General features: G+C 50.0%; 15 protein-coding genes. 6 read left to right on the top strand and 9 right to left on the bottom strand.

Features of this window, described 5'->3' with window-relative positions; all coding sequences use genetic code 11:
* Window positions 1-280 precede the first annotated feature (280 nt).
* From AYI96_RS18085 to AYI96_RS18075, 3 genes are all read right to left on the bottom strand, one after another.
* The gene (locus tag AYI96_RS18085; RefSeq protein WP_177192607.1) at window positions 281-781 is read right to left on the bottom strand and encodes a hypothetical protein; all 501 of its coding nucleotides are present in this window, start codon (window positions 779-781) and stop codon (window positions 281-283) included.
* A 177-nt stretch (window positions 782-958) separates the two neighbouring features.
* On the bottom strand, window positions 959-1,207 hold the full coding sequence (locus AYI96_RS18080; protein WP_144362101.1) for a pilus assembly protein: 249 nt from the start codon (window positions 1,205-1,207) through the stop codon (window positions 959-961).
* A gap of 166 nt (window positions 1,208-1,373) precedes the next feature.
* Window positions 1,374-1,745 carry a LuxR C-terminal-related transcriptional regulator gene (locus tag AYI96_RS18075; protein WP_071476695.1) on the bottom strand — a complete coding sequence of 124 codons (372 nt, stop codon included), beginning with the start codon at window positions 1,743-1,745 and terminating at the stop codon, window positions 1,374-1,376.
* Window positions 1,746-2,100: 355 nt separating this feature from the next.
* Here AYI96_RS18075 and AYI96_RS18065 point away from each other — a divergent pair, with 355 nt between their 5' ends.
* Window positions 2,101-3,489, top strand: a complete 1,389-nt coding sequence (locus tag AYI96_RS18065) for an OmpA family protein (protein ID WP_144362100.1) — start codon at window positions 2,101-2,103, stop codon at window positions 3,487-3,489.
* A 534-nt stretch (window positions 3,490-4,023) separates the two neighbouring features.
* On the opposite strand, the gene mnmE is transcribed toward AYI96_RS18065, so the two are convergent.
* From mnmE to rpmH, 5 genes are all read right to left on the bottom strand, one after another.
* Window positions 4,024-5,385, bottom strand: a complete 1,362-nt coding sequence (mnmE, locus tag AYI96_RS18060; RefSeq protein ID WP_071476697.1) for a tRNA uridine-5-carboxymethylaminomethyl(34) synthesis GTPase MnmE — start codon at window positions 5,383-5,385, stop codon at window positions 4,024-4,026.
* An 81-nt stretch (window positions 5,386-5,466) separates the two neighbouring features.
* Window positions 5,467-7,092, bottom strand: coding sequence for a membrane protein insertase YidC (gene yidC, locus AYI96_RS18055; RefSeq protein ID WP_144362099.1), 1,626 nt, complete (start codon window positions 7,090-7,092; stop codon window positions 5,467-5,469).
* Window positions 7,093-7,095: 3 nt separating this feature from the next.
* A complete protein-coding gene (yidD, locus tag AYI96_RS18050; protein ID WP_081737191.1) occupies window positions 7,096-7,350 on the bottom strand; it encodes a membrane protein insertion efficiency factor YidD in 255 nt (84 codons plus the stop codon).
* Complete coding sequence (gene rnpA / locus AYI96_RS18045; RefSeq protein WP_025889662.1) at window positions 7,317-7,673, bottom strand: ribonuclease P protein component; 357 nt, start codon at window positions 7,671-7,673, stop codon at window positions 7,317-7,319. Before rnpA ends, yidD begins: the two co-directional genes overlap by 34 nt.
* Before the next feature lie 18 nt (window positions 7,674-7,691).
* Complete coding sequence (rpmH, locus tag AYI96_RS18040) at window positions 7,692-7,829, bottom strand: 50S ribosomal protein L34 (protein WP_011758135.1); 138 nt, start codon at window positions 7,827-7,829, stop codon at window positions 7,692-7,694.
* A gap of 439 nt (window positions 7,830-8,268) precedes the next feature.
* On the opposite strand from rpmH, the gene dnaA reads away from it, so the two are divergent.
* From dnaA to AYI96_RS18015, 5 genes are all read left to right on the top strand, one after another.
* Complete coding sequence (gene dnaA / locus AYI96_RS18035) at window positions 8,269-9,657, top strand: chromosomal replication initiator protein DnaA (protein ID WP_039035678.1); 1,389 nt, start codon at window positions 8,269-8,271, stop codon at window positions 9,655-9,657.
* A gap of 15 nt (window positions 9,658-9,672) precedes the next feature.
* On the top strand, window positions 9,673-10,773 hold the full coding sequence (gene dnaN / locus AYI96_RS18030; RefSeq protein ID WP_028780941.1) for a DNA polymerase III subunit beta: 1,101 nt from the start codon (window positions 9,673-9,675) through the stop codon (window positions 10,771-10,773).
* Between the two features lie 19 nt (window positions 10,774-10,792).
* Window positions 10,793-11,875, top strand: a complete 1,083-nt coding sequence (recF, locus tag AYI96_RS18025; protein ID WP_039035679.1) for a DNA replication/repair protein RecF — start codon at window positions 10,793-10,795, stop codon at window positions 11,873-11,875.
* 16 nt (window positions 11,876-11,891) lie between these two features.
* On the top strand, window positions 11,892-14,309 hold the full coding sequence (gyrB, locus tag AYI96_RS18020) for a DNA topoisomerase (ATP-hydrolyzing) subunit B (RefSeq protein WP_144362098.1): 2,418 nt from the start codon (window positions 11,892-11,894) through the stop codon (window positions 14,307-14,309).
* Window positions 14,310-14,439: 130 nt separating this feature from the next.
* Window positions 14,440-15,492: an HDOD domain-containing protein gene (locus tag AYI96_RS18015; protein WP_260853028.1), complete on the top strand. Its 1,053-nt coding sequence runs from the start codon at window positions 14,440-14,442 to the stop codon at window positions 15,490-15,492.
* Window positions 15,493-15,547: 55 nt separating this feature from the next.
* Here the strand turns inward: AYI96_RS18015 and glyS are convergent, their stop codons facing one another.
* On the bottom strand, window positions 15,548-17,617 hold the full coding sequence (glyS, locus tag AYI96_RS18010; protein WP_039035682.1) for a glycine--tRNA ligase subunit beta: 2,070 nt from the start codon (window positions 17,615-17,617) through the stop codon (window positions 15,548-15,550).
* Window positions 17,618-17,625: the final 8 nt, after the last annotated feature.

Below are 17,625 nucleotides of genomic sequence, written 5' to 3'. Positions count from 1 at the left end.
CGTCAAATCAATTGTGGCAAATATCGCCAGAAAAAGAACACTGGCGTACCCAGCCTGCCTGTTAGGGAATTGACTTAAATTCGCTTTTGCAGCGACTCTGTATAACTGGTAGCGGTAGAACACTTGCATGGCTCAATCCTTGACCGTGGTTTCTGTCCTTCAGTGGCGCACGCCGTTAACTCTTCCGATATCGAGTGCATGGAATAGCCGACGGCGATGCTTGAATTCTTAGCCTTTATTCAAATTAAATTTGTTGTTTGGGTGTGAGTAGGTACGCCGGCTACTGATATTCTGCCTTCCACAAAGTCAAAGGTTCGGCAGAGCACCATTGCCAGAATTTCTTCTCCACCAAGTCACTTGCCGCAGCTGCATCCCGTCCCTCAAACAAGCGCCAATTTTCCTCTGCAGATTTCAGGGCATACTGTCTCAAGTGACCGGTGATCCTCTCGAAATCGGATGGCTCGAGAAGAAATATGCTGCCATCCCTGTAAGACTCCCAAGGTATCTGATCTTTAGGTTGTCGTTGATGATTCTGAAAGAACGCCTCGCTGTAGATGCTGGCCGAACCACCCGCAGACACACAGTCGTCCCAACGTTGGCAGCGAAAGAAAAACTCGTCCTCTGCCTCGGCAGTGCCTGTTAGCTCTCGATAGGGGCAAGATTTTTCCCAAGGCTTATTGATATTGGCCTCGGCCACACCTTGGCGCGCAAGCTCTATCTCATGGGGCTTGGGGAACCTGTCCATCAGTAATTGCGCTGGTTCGCCACTCTCGTCTGCCATCAAAATGGAGGTAGTTCCCAAAAGGAACACACCGAGCGCGACGCGGGTGAAAGTTGACTTTGAAAACGATGGCATCAAGCGAAATGACATTCTACAACCCTCTGAAGGACTAAGTTATTTATCCAGAAACAGGAATAGGCCATTTATAACAATGGCCTTTATCCTTACTTGTGCTGGTTACTTACGAGTACTGGCCTTTGAAGCAGTCTCGTTGTAAGCGTTCAAGCCACCAGCCTTGGCAGCGTCAGTTACCGCTTTTTTACCTGCTTTTTCAGCTTCACTATTGGCAGTCTTAGTTTCACTTGCACTACCTGAAAGTTCAGCGGCCATAGAAGCCGTTTGGTTACGTACCACATCACCAAACATAGTGAACGCACCGATAGCCGCAATGGCAATTAGAGCAACAATTACGATGTATTCAGTCATACCCTGACCGCGAATTTTACGTTGGAAAATAGTTTCACTCCTTGAAGCAATTGATAGTAATTTCGCGGTTATTATTAGAGTAATCCATCTATGACTCAATTACTCCGGAGGATAAAAATTGCTCAGGCATTACACCTTAAAGGATTAATTAATTAGTATGATGACATTAATTGAATTCGCCCTTTAAGGTTGTTTTTTCTGTAAATATTTGGAGATGCATTTTCACAGTGTTTAGCGAAATATTCAGCGCATTTGCGATTTCCTGATTGCTTATTCCTTTAAAAATACAATCCACTATTTGCCGTTCTTTCAGGGTGACATCAAGAGCCGTTCTTTCAGAACTGACCACCTTGTTTTTAAATGATGTTTTAAGAACATATTGCGAAAGTGCTTTTCGTGAAAAGTACATCTCTTCTTTAACAAGGAAATCGATAGCAGTTAGCTGCAACACTAAAGAACTATTTCTTATCAATTGGCCGTGAAACCCTGTCCGCAGTAATTCGACTTCGATTTGAGTATCGAGGTTATTGACTATCACGATATAGGCTGTAGAGGGCTTTCGCGTCGAAGATACGCAGGGCTCTGGCTTTTGTGTTCAATCTACAAAAACCACGCTATTGATATGCTGTTCATCCGTGTATGATAATGCTTTGCGTAAACACCGACCATTCGCAAGGTAAAACTGCTTTAACTCAGGCAGTAAGTCAAAAACCTCTCCCTCCAGGCGTATACTGGTGCGAGTTCGTATATCCATTTCGTATATTCATATAGTTCTCGGGTAATATTCAGCTGAAACAAATACGAAGGCTGACACTTTAATTATTTTATCGTATCATCCTACTCTCTTAATTAATACGCTAAAGTAAGATTCGCCCGCTGAAAAGGATTTTTTTATGGGACAAAATACTTTATTGAGTGCAGTATTTTTGGTTGTTACTGCCTTCAGTGCCTCTGCCAGTACGCTTTTCGGCACTTTCCCTGATGCCAAATATCCCGCAGAAAAACGCATTCATTTTACGCCATTTGATCTCATTACTGCCGTTGATGGAGACAAGCTCTCCGTTTTGCCTGTGTCAGGAAAACTGACTCAACACAGCTTCGAGCTCCCAGACAGCTATACGCTGGAGCTTGTTATCAATAACTATTTGGCACAACTTAAAAAAATAAATGCTGAGATAGTGTTTCTATGCCAGCAGGAAGCCTGCGGTGATCCCTATGTCCTAAGGGACCAGTTGGCACCTAGGATAACCGTAGATACCAGTTATCTCGGCGCATACGTGGCGGCAAAACTAACAGGTTCCAGCGGGGATGTTTACAGCGTCATCTATGCTTTTCACCGTGAGGACCGTTACACCAAGGTACAGCTTGTGACCCTTGAGAGTATTCCCGAGCCACTGGATCTGATTGAGGCAAACCCGGCGTTTTTACAGCAGGATCCACAAGAGGTGGAGATAAAAGATAGACGCAGTGAAGATAGTCAGGACTCGGCAGATCATCCGCTGCTTGGCCGCATGCCCGGCAGTTTCATTAGTCGCTACAAGCAAACCAATTTTACCCAAGTCCCTGTGATTGTCGGCATATCTGCAGCCGGTTATCAGACCCAGCCACTCAATGCCAAACTCACCGAGATACGTTATCGGATGCCAGAGGAATACTCGCTGTTTGAAATCAGCAGTAACTACGCCGCCGCAGCCAACAAGCTGGCCGCTGAGTCCGTATTCCATTGCGAGGGTAAAGCCTGTGGTGACGATGCCGAATTGATAAAGTCCATGGGGTTACATCAGGATGTTAACACCGATGAATGGCAGGACTATCAGCTATTTAAACTGAGCCGCCCTGGTGGTGATGTGTATTTCGATATCTATGCCCAGGGCCGCTACGATGGTACGCCGGCAGACACCACTGTGCGAGTGATGGAGCTTTCGGCACTGAAAGATGACAGGGTTGTCATTGACCTCGATGCTCTCACCAAGGCCATTACCCAATCCGGCAAGGCTACTCTGGAAGGCCTGCTGTTCGATTACGACAGTGACCAGATGCTGTCAGAGTCCAAGCCAGTGCTGGAAGTACTGGCAAGCTACCTTAAGCAGCACCCGAAGCTGGATTTTTACGTGGTCGGCCACACCGACGATAAGGGCGACAACCGCTATAACCAGAGCCTGTCACAGCGCCGAGCGGCGGTAGTGATAAAACAGCTCACCGAGCAATACCAGATCCCCGCCAGCCAATTAGCAGCCCATGGCAATGGCGAGTACAGCCCCGTTGCCAGCAATGCCAACTAAGCAGGCCAGCGGCTGAATCGCCGTGTGGAGCTGGTGCTCCGCTCTGACAAAAAGTAACCCACTGAACCTTTGCAGCCGGTTACATTGTACTGTCATCAACGGTGAGGTTAACCCGTTGGTTACGTAGGGAAATAGACCACATAATTGCAGATGACTTTACTCTGGCTGTTGCTCTGACAGGTCTTTGTACCATAGCTGGCAGACGAAGATATTTATAAGTGGGTGGGTGTTTTAGGTTTGTCGTGAACGTACAGGTTTAAGGTTTCTTAGCTGCGTTTACGTTTATTTTGGCGTTCACCTTGTATATTTGTGGTGTAGCCATAGTCATAAACTAGGCGTAGTGAGCGTGTGCCGTCAGTTCTAAGTGTTCGTTTTTCAATGGAAATAGCCCCCAATTGGTCCCCAATACGGCATTTATCATGTCATTGGGGCCCAACTGGGGACTAGATTTGGCAACGAACAGAAAATAAAGAACTAATAAAATCAGTGTGTTATCTACTGTTGTTTGCTGTTGTTTTCCGTTATTTGCCCGCTTTACTTCCCGATACAGAAGCTGGAAAAAATTCTTCCCAGCAGATCGTCCGAGGTGAATTGGCCGGTGATTTCGGCCAGAGCCTGTTGAGTCATGCGCAGTTCTTCGGCCAGCAGCTCACCTGCCTGATAGACTTCCAGCTGTACTTTGCCCTGCTGTAGATGTTCACCGGCGACTTCCAAGGCTTCCAGGTGACGGCGACGGGCGATAAAACCGCCTTCCAGGTTACTCTGATAGCCCATCAGGTTCTTGAGGTGCTGTTTCAGTGCATCGACCCCGAGCCCGGTTTTGGCTGAGATCCTAAAGACGTCATAGCCTTTCTCTTCGCCGGGGCTCAGTGACTCTCCGGTCAGATCCGCCTTATTGCGTACCACAGTGACGCCGAGGTTTTCCGGCAGGCGATCAATAAAGTCCGGCCAGATTTCATGGGGATCAACGGCTTGGGTTTCTGTGCCATCTACCATAAACAGCACTCTGTCGGCGGTGGCGATTTCGGCCCAGGCTCTTTCTATGCCTATTTGTTCCACTGTGTCAGTAGTGTCGCGCAGGCCGGCGGTGTCTATAACATGCAGCGGCATGCCATCCAAGTGGATATGCTCCCGCAATACATCCCTTGTGGTGCCGGCTATTTCGGTGACAATCGCCGACTCTTTTCCCGCCAGGGCGTTGAGCAGACTGGACTTACCGGCGTTGGGGCGGCCGGCTATCACTACTTTCATCCCTTCGCGGATGATGGCGCCCTGTTTGGCACTGGCCTGTACCAAGTCCAGTTTATCTATGATGCGATAAAGAGCATTGGCAATCTTGCCATCAGAGAGGAAGTCTACCTCTTCATCTGGGAAGTCGATGGCGGCCTCGACATAGAGGCGCAGGTTGGTAACCTGTTCCACCAGCTCATGCACTTCGCGGGAAAACTCGCCCTGAAGTGATTGCAGGGCGCTCTTGGCGGCCTGTTCGCTGGTGGCATCAATGAGATCGGCTATCGCTTCTGCTTGGGTCAGATCCAGTTTGTCATTCATAAAGGCCTGTTCGCTGAATTCCCCCGGGCGTGCCAAGCGGAGTCCTTCGACTTCCAGGACTCTTTTGATCAGCATGTCCATGACGATTTGACCACCATGGCCCTGAAGTTCCAGCACATCTTCACCGGTAAAAGAATTGGGGCCTTTGAAGAACAGGGCTATACCCTGATCCAGCACTTCTCCCTGACTTCCCTTGAAGTCACAGTAATCGGCATATCTTGGCTTGGGCTGATGGCCCAGCAATGCCTGTGCAACGGCTTGGGCCTTGGGCCCCGAAACTCTGACTATGCCTACACCACCGCGGCCTGGAGCGGTGGCCTGCGCCACGATAGTATCTGTTGTCACTGCATTAACCCTTGAAAACGTATTTATAAAAAACAAAAGGCGACCCTTAGGCCGCCCTTGATCATTTGACCCGAAATCGGCTTATTTTAAGCCTTTTTTCTCCAGGCCGGCATAGATAATCTTCTGCTGGATAATGGCAACTATGTTACCCACCAACCAGTAGAGTACCAGACCGGATGGGAACCAGAGGAAGAATACGGTAAAGATGACCGGCATCCATTGCATCATCTTCTGCTGCATAGGATCCATGGTCGGTGCCATTGGCTGCATTTTTTGCATCAGGAACATGGAGACACCCATCAGCAGCGGCAGGATGTAGTAAGGATCCTGTACCGACAGATCGTCAATCCACAGCATGAATGGCGCATGGCGCAGTTCCACGCCTTCCATCAGTACCCAGTAAAGGGCAATAAAGATAGGCATTTGCAGCAAGATAGGCAGACAGCCACCCATAGGGTTCACTTTTTCCTTCTTGTACAGCTCCATCATGGCCTGGCCCATCTTCTGGCGATCATCACCGAATCTGTCCTTTAGCTCCTGCAGTTTTGGTTGCAGGTTACGCATCTTGGCCATAGAGGTGTATTGCGCCTTGGTCAGCGGGAATAGAATACCGCGCACCGTCAGGGTGATCAGTATGATGGCCACACCCCAGTTACCCACGATGGATTGGAAGAACATCAGCAGCTTGTAGATAGGCACTGCCAGCCACCAGAGGAAGCCATAATCCACAACCAGGTTAAGGGTGTCAGACAGCTCGGACAGGGCGGCCTGATCCTTTGGACCTACGTAGAAGTCGGCGCTCAGGGTCATTTCAGTGCCAGGGGCAACTGTCTTTTTCTCGCCCATGAAGCCAATGTTGGCGGTACCTGAACTATCTCTGGTAAATATGGTGTTGGTTTCATTCTTTGGTGGAACCCAGGCTGACACAAAGTAGTGTTGCAGCATGGCGGCCCAGCCACCTTCAGTCTTCTTCTCCAGGTTCTTTTCCTGGATATCTTCAAAGTTATACTTTTCGTAGCGGATATCGGCAGTTGAGAAGGCCGCACCACGATAAGTAGGCATCATCATGCTGCTGTCTGAAGGCTTGATGGTCTGTTTTATCTGACCGTACATCTGAACCTGCAGTGGCTCAGATGTGGTGTTGTCAATCTTGTAATCAACGTCTACGGCAAACTGGCCTTTGTGGAAGGTGTAGATCTTGGTGTACTTGGCGCCGTTTGCTGCTGTGTAACTCAATGGAACAGTCAGTGTGTCCTGACCATCGGCAAGAGTAAATTCTTTGGCGCTGGCTGAGTAGGTAGAACGGCCCTTGGTACTGTCTGTACCGCCGCTGCCCATCAGGCCACTCTGGGCTATGTATACAAACCCCGGCTTCTGTTCCAACAGGACGAAGGGCTCGTCTTTGTTCAGCTCCAGTTTATGAGAAACCAGAGCCGCATGAACAATGTCACCGCCGACAGGGTTGATCAGCACATCCAGTTGATCTGTGGTGACTCTGATAAGATCTTTGGACGCCACGGCTGTTTCTTCTGGCATGCCTGATTCGGCAACCGGAACGTCAGCGCTGTGAGTTGTCTCTTGAACGGAAGTGGCAACTGTATTTTCAGTTACAGCGGGTTTGGGTGCTTTATCGGTTTGCCATTGTTGCCACAGCAAGAAGCTGACAAACAGCAAGCCGATAAGCAGTAAATTGCGTTGAGATTCCATAGCCTATTTATTACACCTGTCATTTTTAGGGGGGACGGGATCACTGCCGCCCGGATGTAAAGGGTGACATTTTAATATGCGTTTGATTGCAAACCAACTCCCTTTAATCGTTCCGTGCACTCGCACCGCTTCTATGGCGTAGTGAGAGCAGGTTGGATTAAAGCGACAACGAGGCCCCAGCAGAGGGCTGATAAGGAGTTGGTAGGCTCTGATAGCCTTAATTATCAGCCATTGAAACGGCGACTGAGTTTGCGCCATAACTTTTCTACCAGCTTTCTGAGCTGTTCATTATCCATATCCAGCACACCGCCGCGCACCAGCACTACAATATCCAGTGGTGGCAAATCATGTTGATTGAGGCGGAAGCTATCCCGGATCACCCGCTTGATACGATTGCGTTGATTGGCTCTCTTTACATGGCGTTTGGCCACTGTGAGTCCCAGACGCGGATGTTGCATCTCATTGGGTACAGCAAGCAGGGTTATTTCAGCTGAGGAGGCTTTAATGGGGTTGGTAAATACGGTTTTGAATTGCGCGGGAGTTAGCAAGCGTAACTCCCGCGTAAAGGTGTAACGAGTCACCTAGTTGTCTACTCGCAATTAAGCAGACAGACGAGCGCGACCTTTGGCACGGCGACGAGCCAGTACCTTACGGCCGTTCGCTGTAGCCATACGAGCGCGGAAGCCGTGAGAACGCTTGCGCTTCAGGTTGCTAGGTTGAAAAGTACGTTTACTCATGATGGCAATCCGTCTTTGTTAGTGAATTTACCTTATCTCTGTTTGAGGTAAGGGCAAAAAAGAGGCCGAATTGTAATCACTTTAGTCAAGGCAGTCAACACGTGCAGCCCCTCTCAAGGTAATTTATCTCGGCATTTTCGCGATCTGTTGAGCAGAGGTCACCACAAGATGTGGATAACTCTGTGTACGGACACTACATCTTGTGGATCCATTAATATCTTGGCAGATCGGCGGGTGTTGATTATAGATCAGGGTGGATCGCTTTATAAAGCGGGATTTTAACCGTCTCGCCAAATAGCGGATCCTGGGGGATCGATCTGGATCCGACAGATCTGACTGTTGGGATCTGCCTGGGGATAATTACACTTAAAGGATAGCGATTATTCAGATCTCACTATAGAATACCCTCCTTTCGAGGCGATCTTTTGGGGATAAGTACGTGGCGGTTTCACTTTGGCAGCAATGTATCGGACGACTACAAGATGAGCTTTCTGCTCAACAATTCAGTATGTGGATCAGACCGTTACAAGCCGAAATGGATGGGGATACCCTGGTGCTCTATGCGCCCAACCGGTTCGTGCTTGACTGGGTTAGAGATAAATATCTCAACATTATCAATCAGTTTTTTACTGAGCATTTGGGCAATGATGCACCGAAACTCAGGTTTGATATTGGTAGCCGTCCGTCGGCCAAGCCCCAGGTACAGGCCCCAACTGCGACCAAGGCGTCTGTCAGCGCGCCCAAGAGTGCAGCCGGTAAAGGTGCAACCTTTAACACTGCTGCTGAACCGGCTGTAAACCACAGTTATCGCAGTAATATTAATCCCACTTACCAGTTTGACAACTTTGTTGAAGGTAAGTCTAACCAACTGGGTAAGGCGGCCGCATTGCAGGTGGCAGAAAACCCGGGTGGTGCCTATAACCCTCTGTTTTTGTATGGCGGTACCGGTCTGGGTAAGACTCACCTGTTGCACGCCGTAGGCAACGGCATTATCAAGAATAATCCCAACGCCAAAGTGGTTTATATGCATTCCGAGCGTTTTGTTCAAGACATGGTCAAAGCGCTGCAAAATAATGCCATTGAAGACTTCAAGCGTTACTACCGTAGCGTAGATGCCCTGTTTATTGATGACATTCAGTTCTTTGCCAATAAAGATAGATCCCAGGAAGAGTTTTTCCATACTTTTAATGCCTTGCTTGAGGGCAATCACCAGATCATTTTGACATCGGATCGTTATCCGAAAGAGATCGATGGTGTGGAAGATCGACTCAAGTCGCGCTTTGGCTGGGGTCTTACCGTGGCCATTGAGCCGCCGGAGCTGGAAACCCGGGTCGCCATTTTGATGCGCAAGGCGCAGGAGAGCGGGATCAACTTGCCGGATGAAGTGGCCTTCTTCATTGCCAAGCGTTTACGTTCCAACGTGCGTGAATTGGAAGGGGCATTGAACCGGGTTATCGCCAATGCCAACTTTACCGGTCGGCCAATAACCATTGATTTTGTGCGCGAAGCCTTGCGTGACCTCTTGGCTCTGCAGGAAAAATTAGTCACTATAGACAACATTCAGAAAACAGTGGCTGAATACTACAAGATCAAGATGGCCGATATGCTGTCCAAGCGCCGTTCCCGCAGTGTGGCGAGACCGAGGCAGATGGCCATGGCATTGTCTAAAGAATTAACCAATCAGAGCTTACCTGAGATAGGTGATGCCTTTGGTGGCCGTGACCATACAACTGTGCTGCATGCTTGCCGCAAGATTGCGCAGCTGCGGGAAGAGAGTCACGACATTAAAGAAGATTATGCCAACTTGATTAGAACCTTATCTTCTTAATCAGGGAACAGGACCATGAAATTTTCGATCGATAGGGATGCCCTATTAAAGCCGCTCCAGTTGGTCAGTGGCGCGGTGGAAAGACGCCATAACTTGCCCATTCTGGCAAACCTCCTGGTGGAAGTAAGCAATCACTCACTCAAGATGACGGGTACAGATCTTGAGGTGGAACTGGTCGGCAGTGCCGAGGTGAGTGGCGAAGTGCAGGAAGGTCGCACCACAGTGCCGGCCAAGAAACTGCTCGATATCGTCAAGTCTCTGCCTGAGCAGAGCGAAATCAAAATCGAACAGCAGGAAAACAAGTGGCTGCTTCGCAGCGGTCGCAGCCGTTTCTCATTGGCGACGCTACCGGCGGAAGAATACCCCAATGTCGAGAGTTTCCAGCCTGCCATCGAATTTAGCCTCAAGCAGGGCACACTCAAGTCACTGATAGATGCTACTCAGTTTTCCATGGCCAACCAGGATGTGCGTTACTACCTCAACGGCTTGCTGCTGGAAACCGAGGGTAATGTACTGCGCGCCATTGCAACAGACGGCCACCGCTTGGCTCTGAGTCACAGAGAGATAGCAGCCTCTTTGCCGGAAAATCAGGTGATCGTGCCTCGTAAAGGGGTGATGGAGCTGGCTCGCCTGCTGGACAGTGAGGATCAGGATATCCATATTGCCATTGGTGATAACGCCATTCGTGCTACTACCGCCAGCGCAGTGTTCACCAGTAAGCTGGTGGACGGCCGCTTCCCTGATTATCGTCGGGTATTGCCCAAGGGTGGTGACAAGATAGTGCTGGCCAGCCGTAATCAGCTTAAACAAGCACTATTGCGGGCATCTATCCTGTCCAATGAGAAATTCCGCGGTGTCAGGGTGCAGCTGGAAAATGCGCTACTCAAGATTACCGCCAATAACCCGGAGCAGGAAGAAGCCGAAGAGATCATCGATGTGGATTATGCCGGTCAGCCGCTTGAAATTGGCTTCAACGTCTCTTATCTGCTGGATGTGCTCAATGGCCTCAAGGCCGACGAAGTCAGGATTACCCTCAGTGACGGTAACTCCAGCGCCTTGATTGAAAACCACGTCGAGGAAGACTCCATGTACGTGGTGATGCCGATGCGCCTCTAGGGGTGACTTTGGGCCTTAAATGAGTCTAACTCGTCTCAATATCCAAGCTTTTCGTAATATCGATTCAGCCCAACTGCTCCCCGGCACTGGGCTGAATCTTATTTACGGCCAAAATGGCAGTGGCAAAACCAGTGTCCTGGAGGCGATTTACTTTCTGGGGATGGGACGTTCATTTCGCAGTCATCTGTCTCAGAGGGTGATCAATAACCAACAGGATCAGTTGACCCTGTTTGCCAATTTGAACCTGCCCTCCGGTGACAGTAAGTTGGGACTGCGACGGTTTCGCAGCGGCGAAACCGAGGTCAGAATGGATGGCGAGAAGATTAAGCGCCTGTCTGTGCTGGCCGACACTCTTCCGATCCAGGTGATAACTCCAGAGAGCTTTTCGCTGCTGTTTGAAGGCCCTAAGGCCAGGCGTCAGTTTATCGACTGGGGCGCCTTTCATTGTGATCCGCAGTTTTATCAGGCTTGGGTTAATGTAAGAAGAATCCTTAAACAGCGTAATCAGTTACTTAAGGATGGTGCTGCCTATCAGCAAATCGCATTCTGGGACCGGGATTTTGTCCGTTACTCCGAGTTGGTCACTGAGATACGAAAGGCATATGTAGACTCGTTAAATGAACTACTTAAGGGTATAATCGGGGAGTTTCTACCACAGGTTGATATTAAGGTTTCTTTTACCCGTGGTTGGGATAGTAAAACTGAGTTTGCGGCCCTGTTGCAGGCGTCTTATTCCCGGGATCTATCCATGGGGCACACTGTCAGTGGCCCCCATAAAGCTGATTTGAGACTCAGAGTGGGTAATTTGCCTGCTCAGGATGCTTTGTCTCGTGGTCAGCTGAAGTTGTTGGTGTGTGCATTACGAATAGCACAGGGAAAGTTACTTAAACAACAAATAGATAAGAATAGTATCTATCTGGTCGACGATCTGCCGTCAGAGCTGGATGCGAAACACAGGAAGTTATTGCTGCGGCAGTTGAGCGAAACCGGGGCGCAAGTGTTTGTCACTGCGATTGACCCGGCGGCAATATCAGATTCATTAAGCACGCCCCCCAGCCGAATTTTTCAGGTGGAACAGGGGCGGGTAACGGTCATTGAATAACCGATGAGAGAATAATATGTCAGAGAACAGTTACGATTCTTCGAGTATTAAGGTCCTTAAGGGCCTTGATGCGGTACGTAAAAGACCTGGGATGTATATTGGTGATACCGACGATGGCACGGGTCTGCATCACATGGTATTCGAAGTCGTCGATAACTCTATCGATGAAGCTTTGGCGGGCCACTGCAGTGACATAGTGATCACCATTCATGTTGATGGTTCTGTCTCTGTAAAAGATGATGGTCGTGGTATTCCGGTTGCCATTCACCCTGAAGAAGGAGTATCGGCAGCTCAGGTTATTATGACAGTGCTGCACGCCGGCGGTAAGTTCGATGACAACTCCTATAAAGTTTCCGGTGGTCTGCACGGTGTAGGTGTATCCGTGGTTAACGCACTGTCGGAAAAACTGCAACTGACTATTCGCCGCGATGGCAAGGTTTATGAGCAGTTTTACAAACATGGTGAGCCGCAAGAGCCTATCAAGGAAATCGGTGAAGCGACTAAGACAGGTACTGAAATTCGTTTCTGGCCCAGCCATGAAACCTTTACAGATACCGAGTTTCATTATGAGCTGCTGGCCAAGCGTATTCGCGAACTGTCATTCCTGAACTCCGGCGTGGGTATTCGTCTGGTTGACGAGCGCGACAACAAAGATGAGTTATTCCATTATGAGGGCGGTATCAAGGCCTTCGTAGAATACCTGAACCGCAACAAGACTCCGGTGAATAAGGATGTTTTCCATTTTTCTCAAGAGCGGGAAGATGGCATTACTGTCGAAGTGGCAATGCAGTGGAACGACGGTTTTCAGGAAAGCATTTTCTGTTTTACCAACAACATTCCCCAGCGTGATGGTGGTACTCACTTGGCAGGTTTCCGGGCGGCATTGACCCGTAACCTGAACAACTACATGGAGAAGGAAGGCTTCAACAAGAAGGGCAAGACCAACGCCACAGGTGACGATGCCCGTGAAGGTCTGACCGCGGTGGTATCTGTGAAGGTTCCGGATCCTAAGTTCAGCTCCCAGACCAAAGACAAGCTGGTTTCCAGTGAGGTCAAAGGCGCCGTGGAACAGACCATGGGTGAGAAGCTGAATGACTATCTGCTGGAAAACCCAGCCGATGCCAAGATGATTGTTGGCAAGATTATCGATGCTGCCCGCGCCCGTGAAGCGGCCCGAAAAGCGCGCGAGATGACCCGTCGTAAAGGTGCTTTGGATTTAGGTGGTTTGCCGGGTAAATTGGCAGACTGTCAGGAAAAAGACCCAGGTCTTTCTGAAATCTACATAGTGGAGGGTGATTCGGCCGGCGGTAGTGCCAAACAGGGCCGAAACAGAAAGAACCAGGCTATTTTGCCACTCAAGGGTAAAATTCTTAACGTAGAGAAGGCTCGCTTCGACAAGATGCTGTCTTCTCAGGAAGTGGCCACTCTTATCACCGCCCTTGGCTGTGGTATCGGCCGTGATGAATATGATCCGGACAAGACCCGTTACCACTACATCATCATCATGACGGATGCTGACGTCGACGGCTCGCACATTCGTACGCTGCTGTTGACCTTCTTTTTTCGTCAGATGCCAGAGCTGATCGAACGTGGCTTTGTTTATATTGCTCAACCTCCTTTGTTCAAAGTGAAAAAAGGCAAGCAGGAGCAATATCTGAAAGATGAACCGGCATTGACTGAATACTTGACCACTCAGGCTTTGGATGGCGGCAGCATCTATCCATCCAAGGATGCACCGGCTATGTCTGGTGAAGGCCTGGAGCGTCTGGTTTACCAATATCGTGAAGTGGAAGCCATCATTGAGCGCTTGGAAAAACGTTATCCAACCAATGTGACCAACCGCATGCTGTATCGTCCACGGGTGACAGCCGAAATGTTGGCCGACGAAGCCGCTATGACCACTTGGTGCAACGGGCTGCTGCAGGATCTTGAAGATGAAGAGAACGGCGGCGTGATCTACAAGATGGAAACTGTGCTGGATCCTGAGCGTAAGGTGTATCTGCCGCAGCTCATTGTGCGCAAACACGGCATAGATACCCATTATCTGTTTGGTTATGACTTCTTCCATTCCAGCGATTATGAGCGCATTGCCAAGCTGGGTGAGCAGATCTGTGATCTGATTGAAGACGGTGGCTATGTTAAACGCGGTGAGAGGGTTAAAGAGGTCAGCAGTTTTGTTGAAGCTCTTGACTGGCTGATAGCCGAGTCCAAGCGCGGTCTCTATATCCAGCGCTATAAAGGACTGGGTGAAATGAACCCTGAGCAGCTATGGGAAACCACCATGGATCCAGAGAGCCGTCGCATGTTGCAGGTTACCATTGAAGATGCGATTGCCGCTGATCAGCTGTTTACCACTCTGATGGGCGATCAGGTTGAGCCAAGACGCGACTTTATTGAGGCCAACGCCCTCAACGTGGCTAACCTCGACATTTAATCAAACTGCTTATTATCTTTAAAAGGAAGGCTTCTGGCCTTCCTTTTTTATTGGATGTTCGCCGCGTTTACTTTGTTAAATAGCGATTATACTGAACCATCTTGGGTGGAATAATTGCGCAGGAAATCAATTGATAAGACTCTTCAGGAAACTGTTTAATCTCAGGGAAAAGGTTGAAGTAGAGCGACCGAAAAGCTTCAACGAAGCCCCGCCCAATATCAAGCATGAGCGGAAAACCTTGAGCCGCTCCCGGGAGACAGCCACCGAGAGCGATGAGTTGGTGACCGCCGTTGATGCTACGGCGCTATTTTACAGTTTACTGTTCTCCGTCAGCAGTCAAAATAGCGGTGGCGTAGCCAATAAACTCGAAAAGCGGGTCATGAGCGACATTGAGCTGGCTCTGGCCTCACCGCAGCAGATTGCCGATTCTGTATTGCAGATCCCTGGCCGAATGCTGGAGCTGGACAGTAAACTCAGCGATCCTGAATTTGATAATCAGGATATAGTCGCGCTTATTCAACAAGATCCCGTGTTGAGTGCCGAGGTGATCCGCATCTGTAACTCGGCGGCTTTTCGCCGCAGCGAGCGGCAGATAACCAGTCTTCAGCAGGCTTTGGTTCAACTGGGCAGCAACAGGTTGAGACGGATAGTGACCACCTGCATGATGAAAGAGATGATAGATATCAAACCCATCTACTTTCGCCGCTTTGGGGCCCATTTGTGGCGCCATTCACTGCAGGTGGCTTTCCTGGCCGGAGAATTGGAAACCGAAGAACCTGATACTGCTTTTATGGTGGGGCTGCTGCACGATGTTGGCAAGATAGCCATCTTCAAACTACTGCTCGATGCCTTTATTCAAGCCGAGCCTGGTGAGCAGCCCAAGTCCTGGCTGTTCCGTCAGGTGATGACGGCGCGCTCCCTGTCATTGAGTAGCCTGCTGGTGAGTTGTTGGCAGTTGCCCAAGGCATTTGAGACTGTATTGCAACCTTTGGCCAATGTCGGTGCCAAGCCGGAAAATCGTTTAAGCCAGCTGATTTGGCAAGCCAATCTGCTCAGTGAATGTTCTATGCTGGTGGAAGAGGATAAGTTGCCTCCGGAATTGCTGGACGCCTTGTTGAAAGAAGCCAATATCAGCCGGGGAATGTTTGAACAATGGCACCAGCAACTGCTTGAAATAAAATGAAAAAACGCGCTTTTCGGCGCGTTTTTTTATCGGTTTGCCATTACAGCAACAGCCATCACTGCAACAGTGATATGTCGGCCACCCGCAGGAACTGATTTCGCAGTTGATTCAGCAGTGCCAGACGATTGCGGCGCAGCGCCTCATCGTCGGCCATTACCATCACATCTTCAAAGAAGGTATCTACCGGCTCTTTCAGCGTCGACAGCAGGGTCAATCCCTGTTGATACTCCCCTTTGGCAAATAAGGGGTCAAGTTGTGGCTGAAGTGAGCTCAGAACTTGATTCAGGGCTTTCTCGGCATCTTCCTGCAGCAGAGTCATATCGACTTCGCTTGGCAATTCACCTTCAACCTTGGCAAGAATGTTGGAAACCCGCTTGTTGGCAGCGGCCAGAGAGGCTGCCTGCTCCAGGCTGCGGAAATGGCTGACGGCCTGGATACGGCTGTCAAAGTCGGCCGGACGAGTCGGCCGACGGGCCAGAACCGCCAGAATCACATCGGTACTGATGCCTTTATCTTGATACCAGGCGCGGAAACGGCCCATCAGGAATTCCAGCACCTCTTCGGCGCAGTTCTGATTGCTGAGGTTGCTGCCGTGGGCCTTGATGGCGTAGGCAATCAGCTCGACCAGATCCAGTGGCAGTTTGTTCTCAACAATGATCCTCAGTACACCTATGGCCGCGCGGCGCAGGGCAAAGGGGTCGGCAGCGCCTTTAGGAGCCTGGCCGATACCGAATATTCCGCTCAGGGTATCCAGCTTCTCTGCCAGTGCAACAGCGCAGGATACCGGCGCTGTTGGCACAGTATCACCGGAGAACTTGGGCTTGTACTGTTCTTCCAATGCCTGGGCAACCGCTTCGGTTTCGCCTTCGAGGCGCGCGTAATGCATGCCCATGGTGCCTTGAGTGTCGGTAAATTCCATGACCATATTGGTCATCAAATCGGCCTTGGACAACAGACCGGCACGCTTGGCATCGGCTTGGTTGGCATCGATTTTGGCCGCAATGGCTTCGGCCACACAGGAGATACGCTCCACTCTGTCTTTAAGGGTGCCCAATTGCTTCTGGAATACCACGGTTTCCAGGCTGGCAATGCGGGACTCGAGTGATTGCTTTTTATCTGTGTTAAAGAAGAATTCGGCATCGGCCAGGCGAGGGCGGACAACTTTCTCATTTCCGGCAATGATTTGCGCCGGATCTTTGGACTCAATATTGGTCACAAAGATGAAGTTGGGCATCAGTTTATTGTTGCCATCAAATACCGGGAAGTATTTCTGATCGCCTTTCATTGTGTAGACCAGGGCTTCAGCGGGCACCTGCAAAAACTTCTCTTCGAAAGCCGCTGTCAGTACCACAGGCCATTCAACCAAGGAGGCGACTTCTTCAAGCAGTTCATCGGCGATATCGGCACGGCCACCCAACTTGGCAGCGGCTTTTTCTGCGTCTGTCTTGATGATATCTATTCTGGCCTGATAGTCGGCAATCACCTTACCGCGCTCTTTCAAGCTGCTGAGATAGTTGTCGGCATGATCCAGCTCGAAGCTGGCTTCACCCATAAAGCGGTGACCTCGAATGGTACGCGCTGAATTGATACCCAGCAGCTCACCGGCTACCAGCTTGTCGCCCAGTAGTATAGTAACTGTGTGCACGGGGCGGATAAATTGAGTCTTGTTGCTGCCCCAGCGCATAGGCTTGGGGATCGGCAGCTTGTCCAGAGCGTGTTGAGCCATGGACGGGATCAGGCTTTCAGTGGTCACACCTTCAACCTTGGCTCGGTGCAGCAGCCATTCACCCTTGTCTGTCACCAGACGCTCGGCTTCGGCAACGCTGATACCATTGCCGCGGGCCCAGCCTTCGGCGGCCTTGGTTGGCTTGCCTTCGGCATCAAAGGCCGAGCTGACCGCTGGGCCTCTTTTCTCAACCACTTTATCCTGTTGTGCCAGAGCCAGTTGCTCTATGTAGAGCGCCAAGCGGCGCGGAGCGGCATACCAGTGTGCCTTGCTATAGCTGAGTTCGGCCTTGTCCAGTTCTTCGCAGAAGTTGTTTACAAAAGATTCTGCCAGAGTGCGTAGGGCTTTTGGTGGCAGCTCTTCTGTACCTATCTCTATGAGTAAGTTGTCAAAATTCATTAGTTCTA

Source organism: Shewanella sp. MSW, from assembly GCF_007636515.1.
Classification (GTDB): Bacteria; Pseudomonadota; Gammaproteobacteria; order Enterobacterales; family Shewanellaceae; genus Shewanella; species Shewanella indica.
This window is presented reverse-complemented; position numbering and strand designations above follow the sequence as displayed.

What these genes read in the sequence shown, in the direction of transcription:
- AYI96_RS18085 (WP_177192607.1), bottom strand. Translation starts at nt 781, where the DNA reads ATGGCAGACGAGAGTGGCGAACCAGCGCAATTACTGATGGACAGGTTC.
- AYI96_RS18080 (WP_144362101.1), bottom strand. Translation starts at nt 1,207, where the DNA reads ATGACTGAATACATCGTAATTGTTGCTCTAATTGCCATTGCGGCTATC.
- AYI96_RS18065 (WP_144362100.1), top strand. Translation starts at nt 2,101, where the DNA reads ATGGGACAAAATACTTTATTGAGTGCAGTATTTTTGGTTGTTACTGCC.
- yidC (WP_144362099.1), bottom strand. Translation starts at nt 7,092, where the DNA reads ATGGAATCTCAACGCAATTTACTGCTTATCGGCTTGCTGTTTGTCAGC.
- yidD (WP_081737191.1), bottom strand. Translation starts at nt 7,350, where the DNA reads ATGGCGCAAACTCAGTCGCCGTTTCAATGGCTGATAATTAAGGCTATC.
- rpmH (WP_011758135.1), bottom strand. Translation starts at nt 7,829, where the DNA reads ATGAGTAAACGTACTTTTCAACCTAGCAACCTGAAGCGCAAGCGTTCT.
- dnaN (WP_028780941.1), top strand. Translation starts at nt 9,673, where the DNA reads ATGAAATTTTCGATCGATAGGGATGCCCTATTAAAGCCGCTCCAGTTG.
- recF (WP_039035679.1), top strand. Translation starts at nt 10,793, where the DNA reads ATGAGTCTAACTCGTCTCAATATCCAAGCTTTTCGTAATATCGATTCA.
- gyrB (WP_144362098.1), top strand. Translation starts at nt 11,892, where the DNA reads ATGTCAGAGAACAGTTACGATTCTTCGAGTATTAAGGTCCTTAAGGGC.
- glyS (WP_039035682.1), bottom strand. Translation starts at nt 17,617, where the DNA reads ATGAATTTTGACAACTTACTCATAGAGATAGGTACAGAAGAGCTGCCA.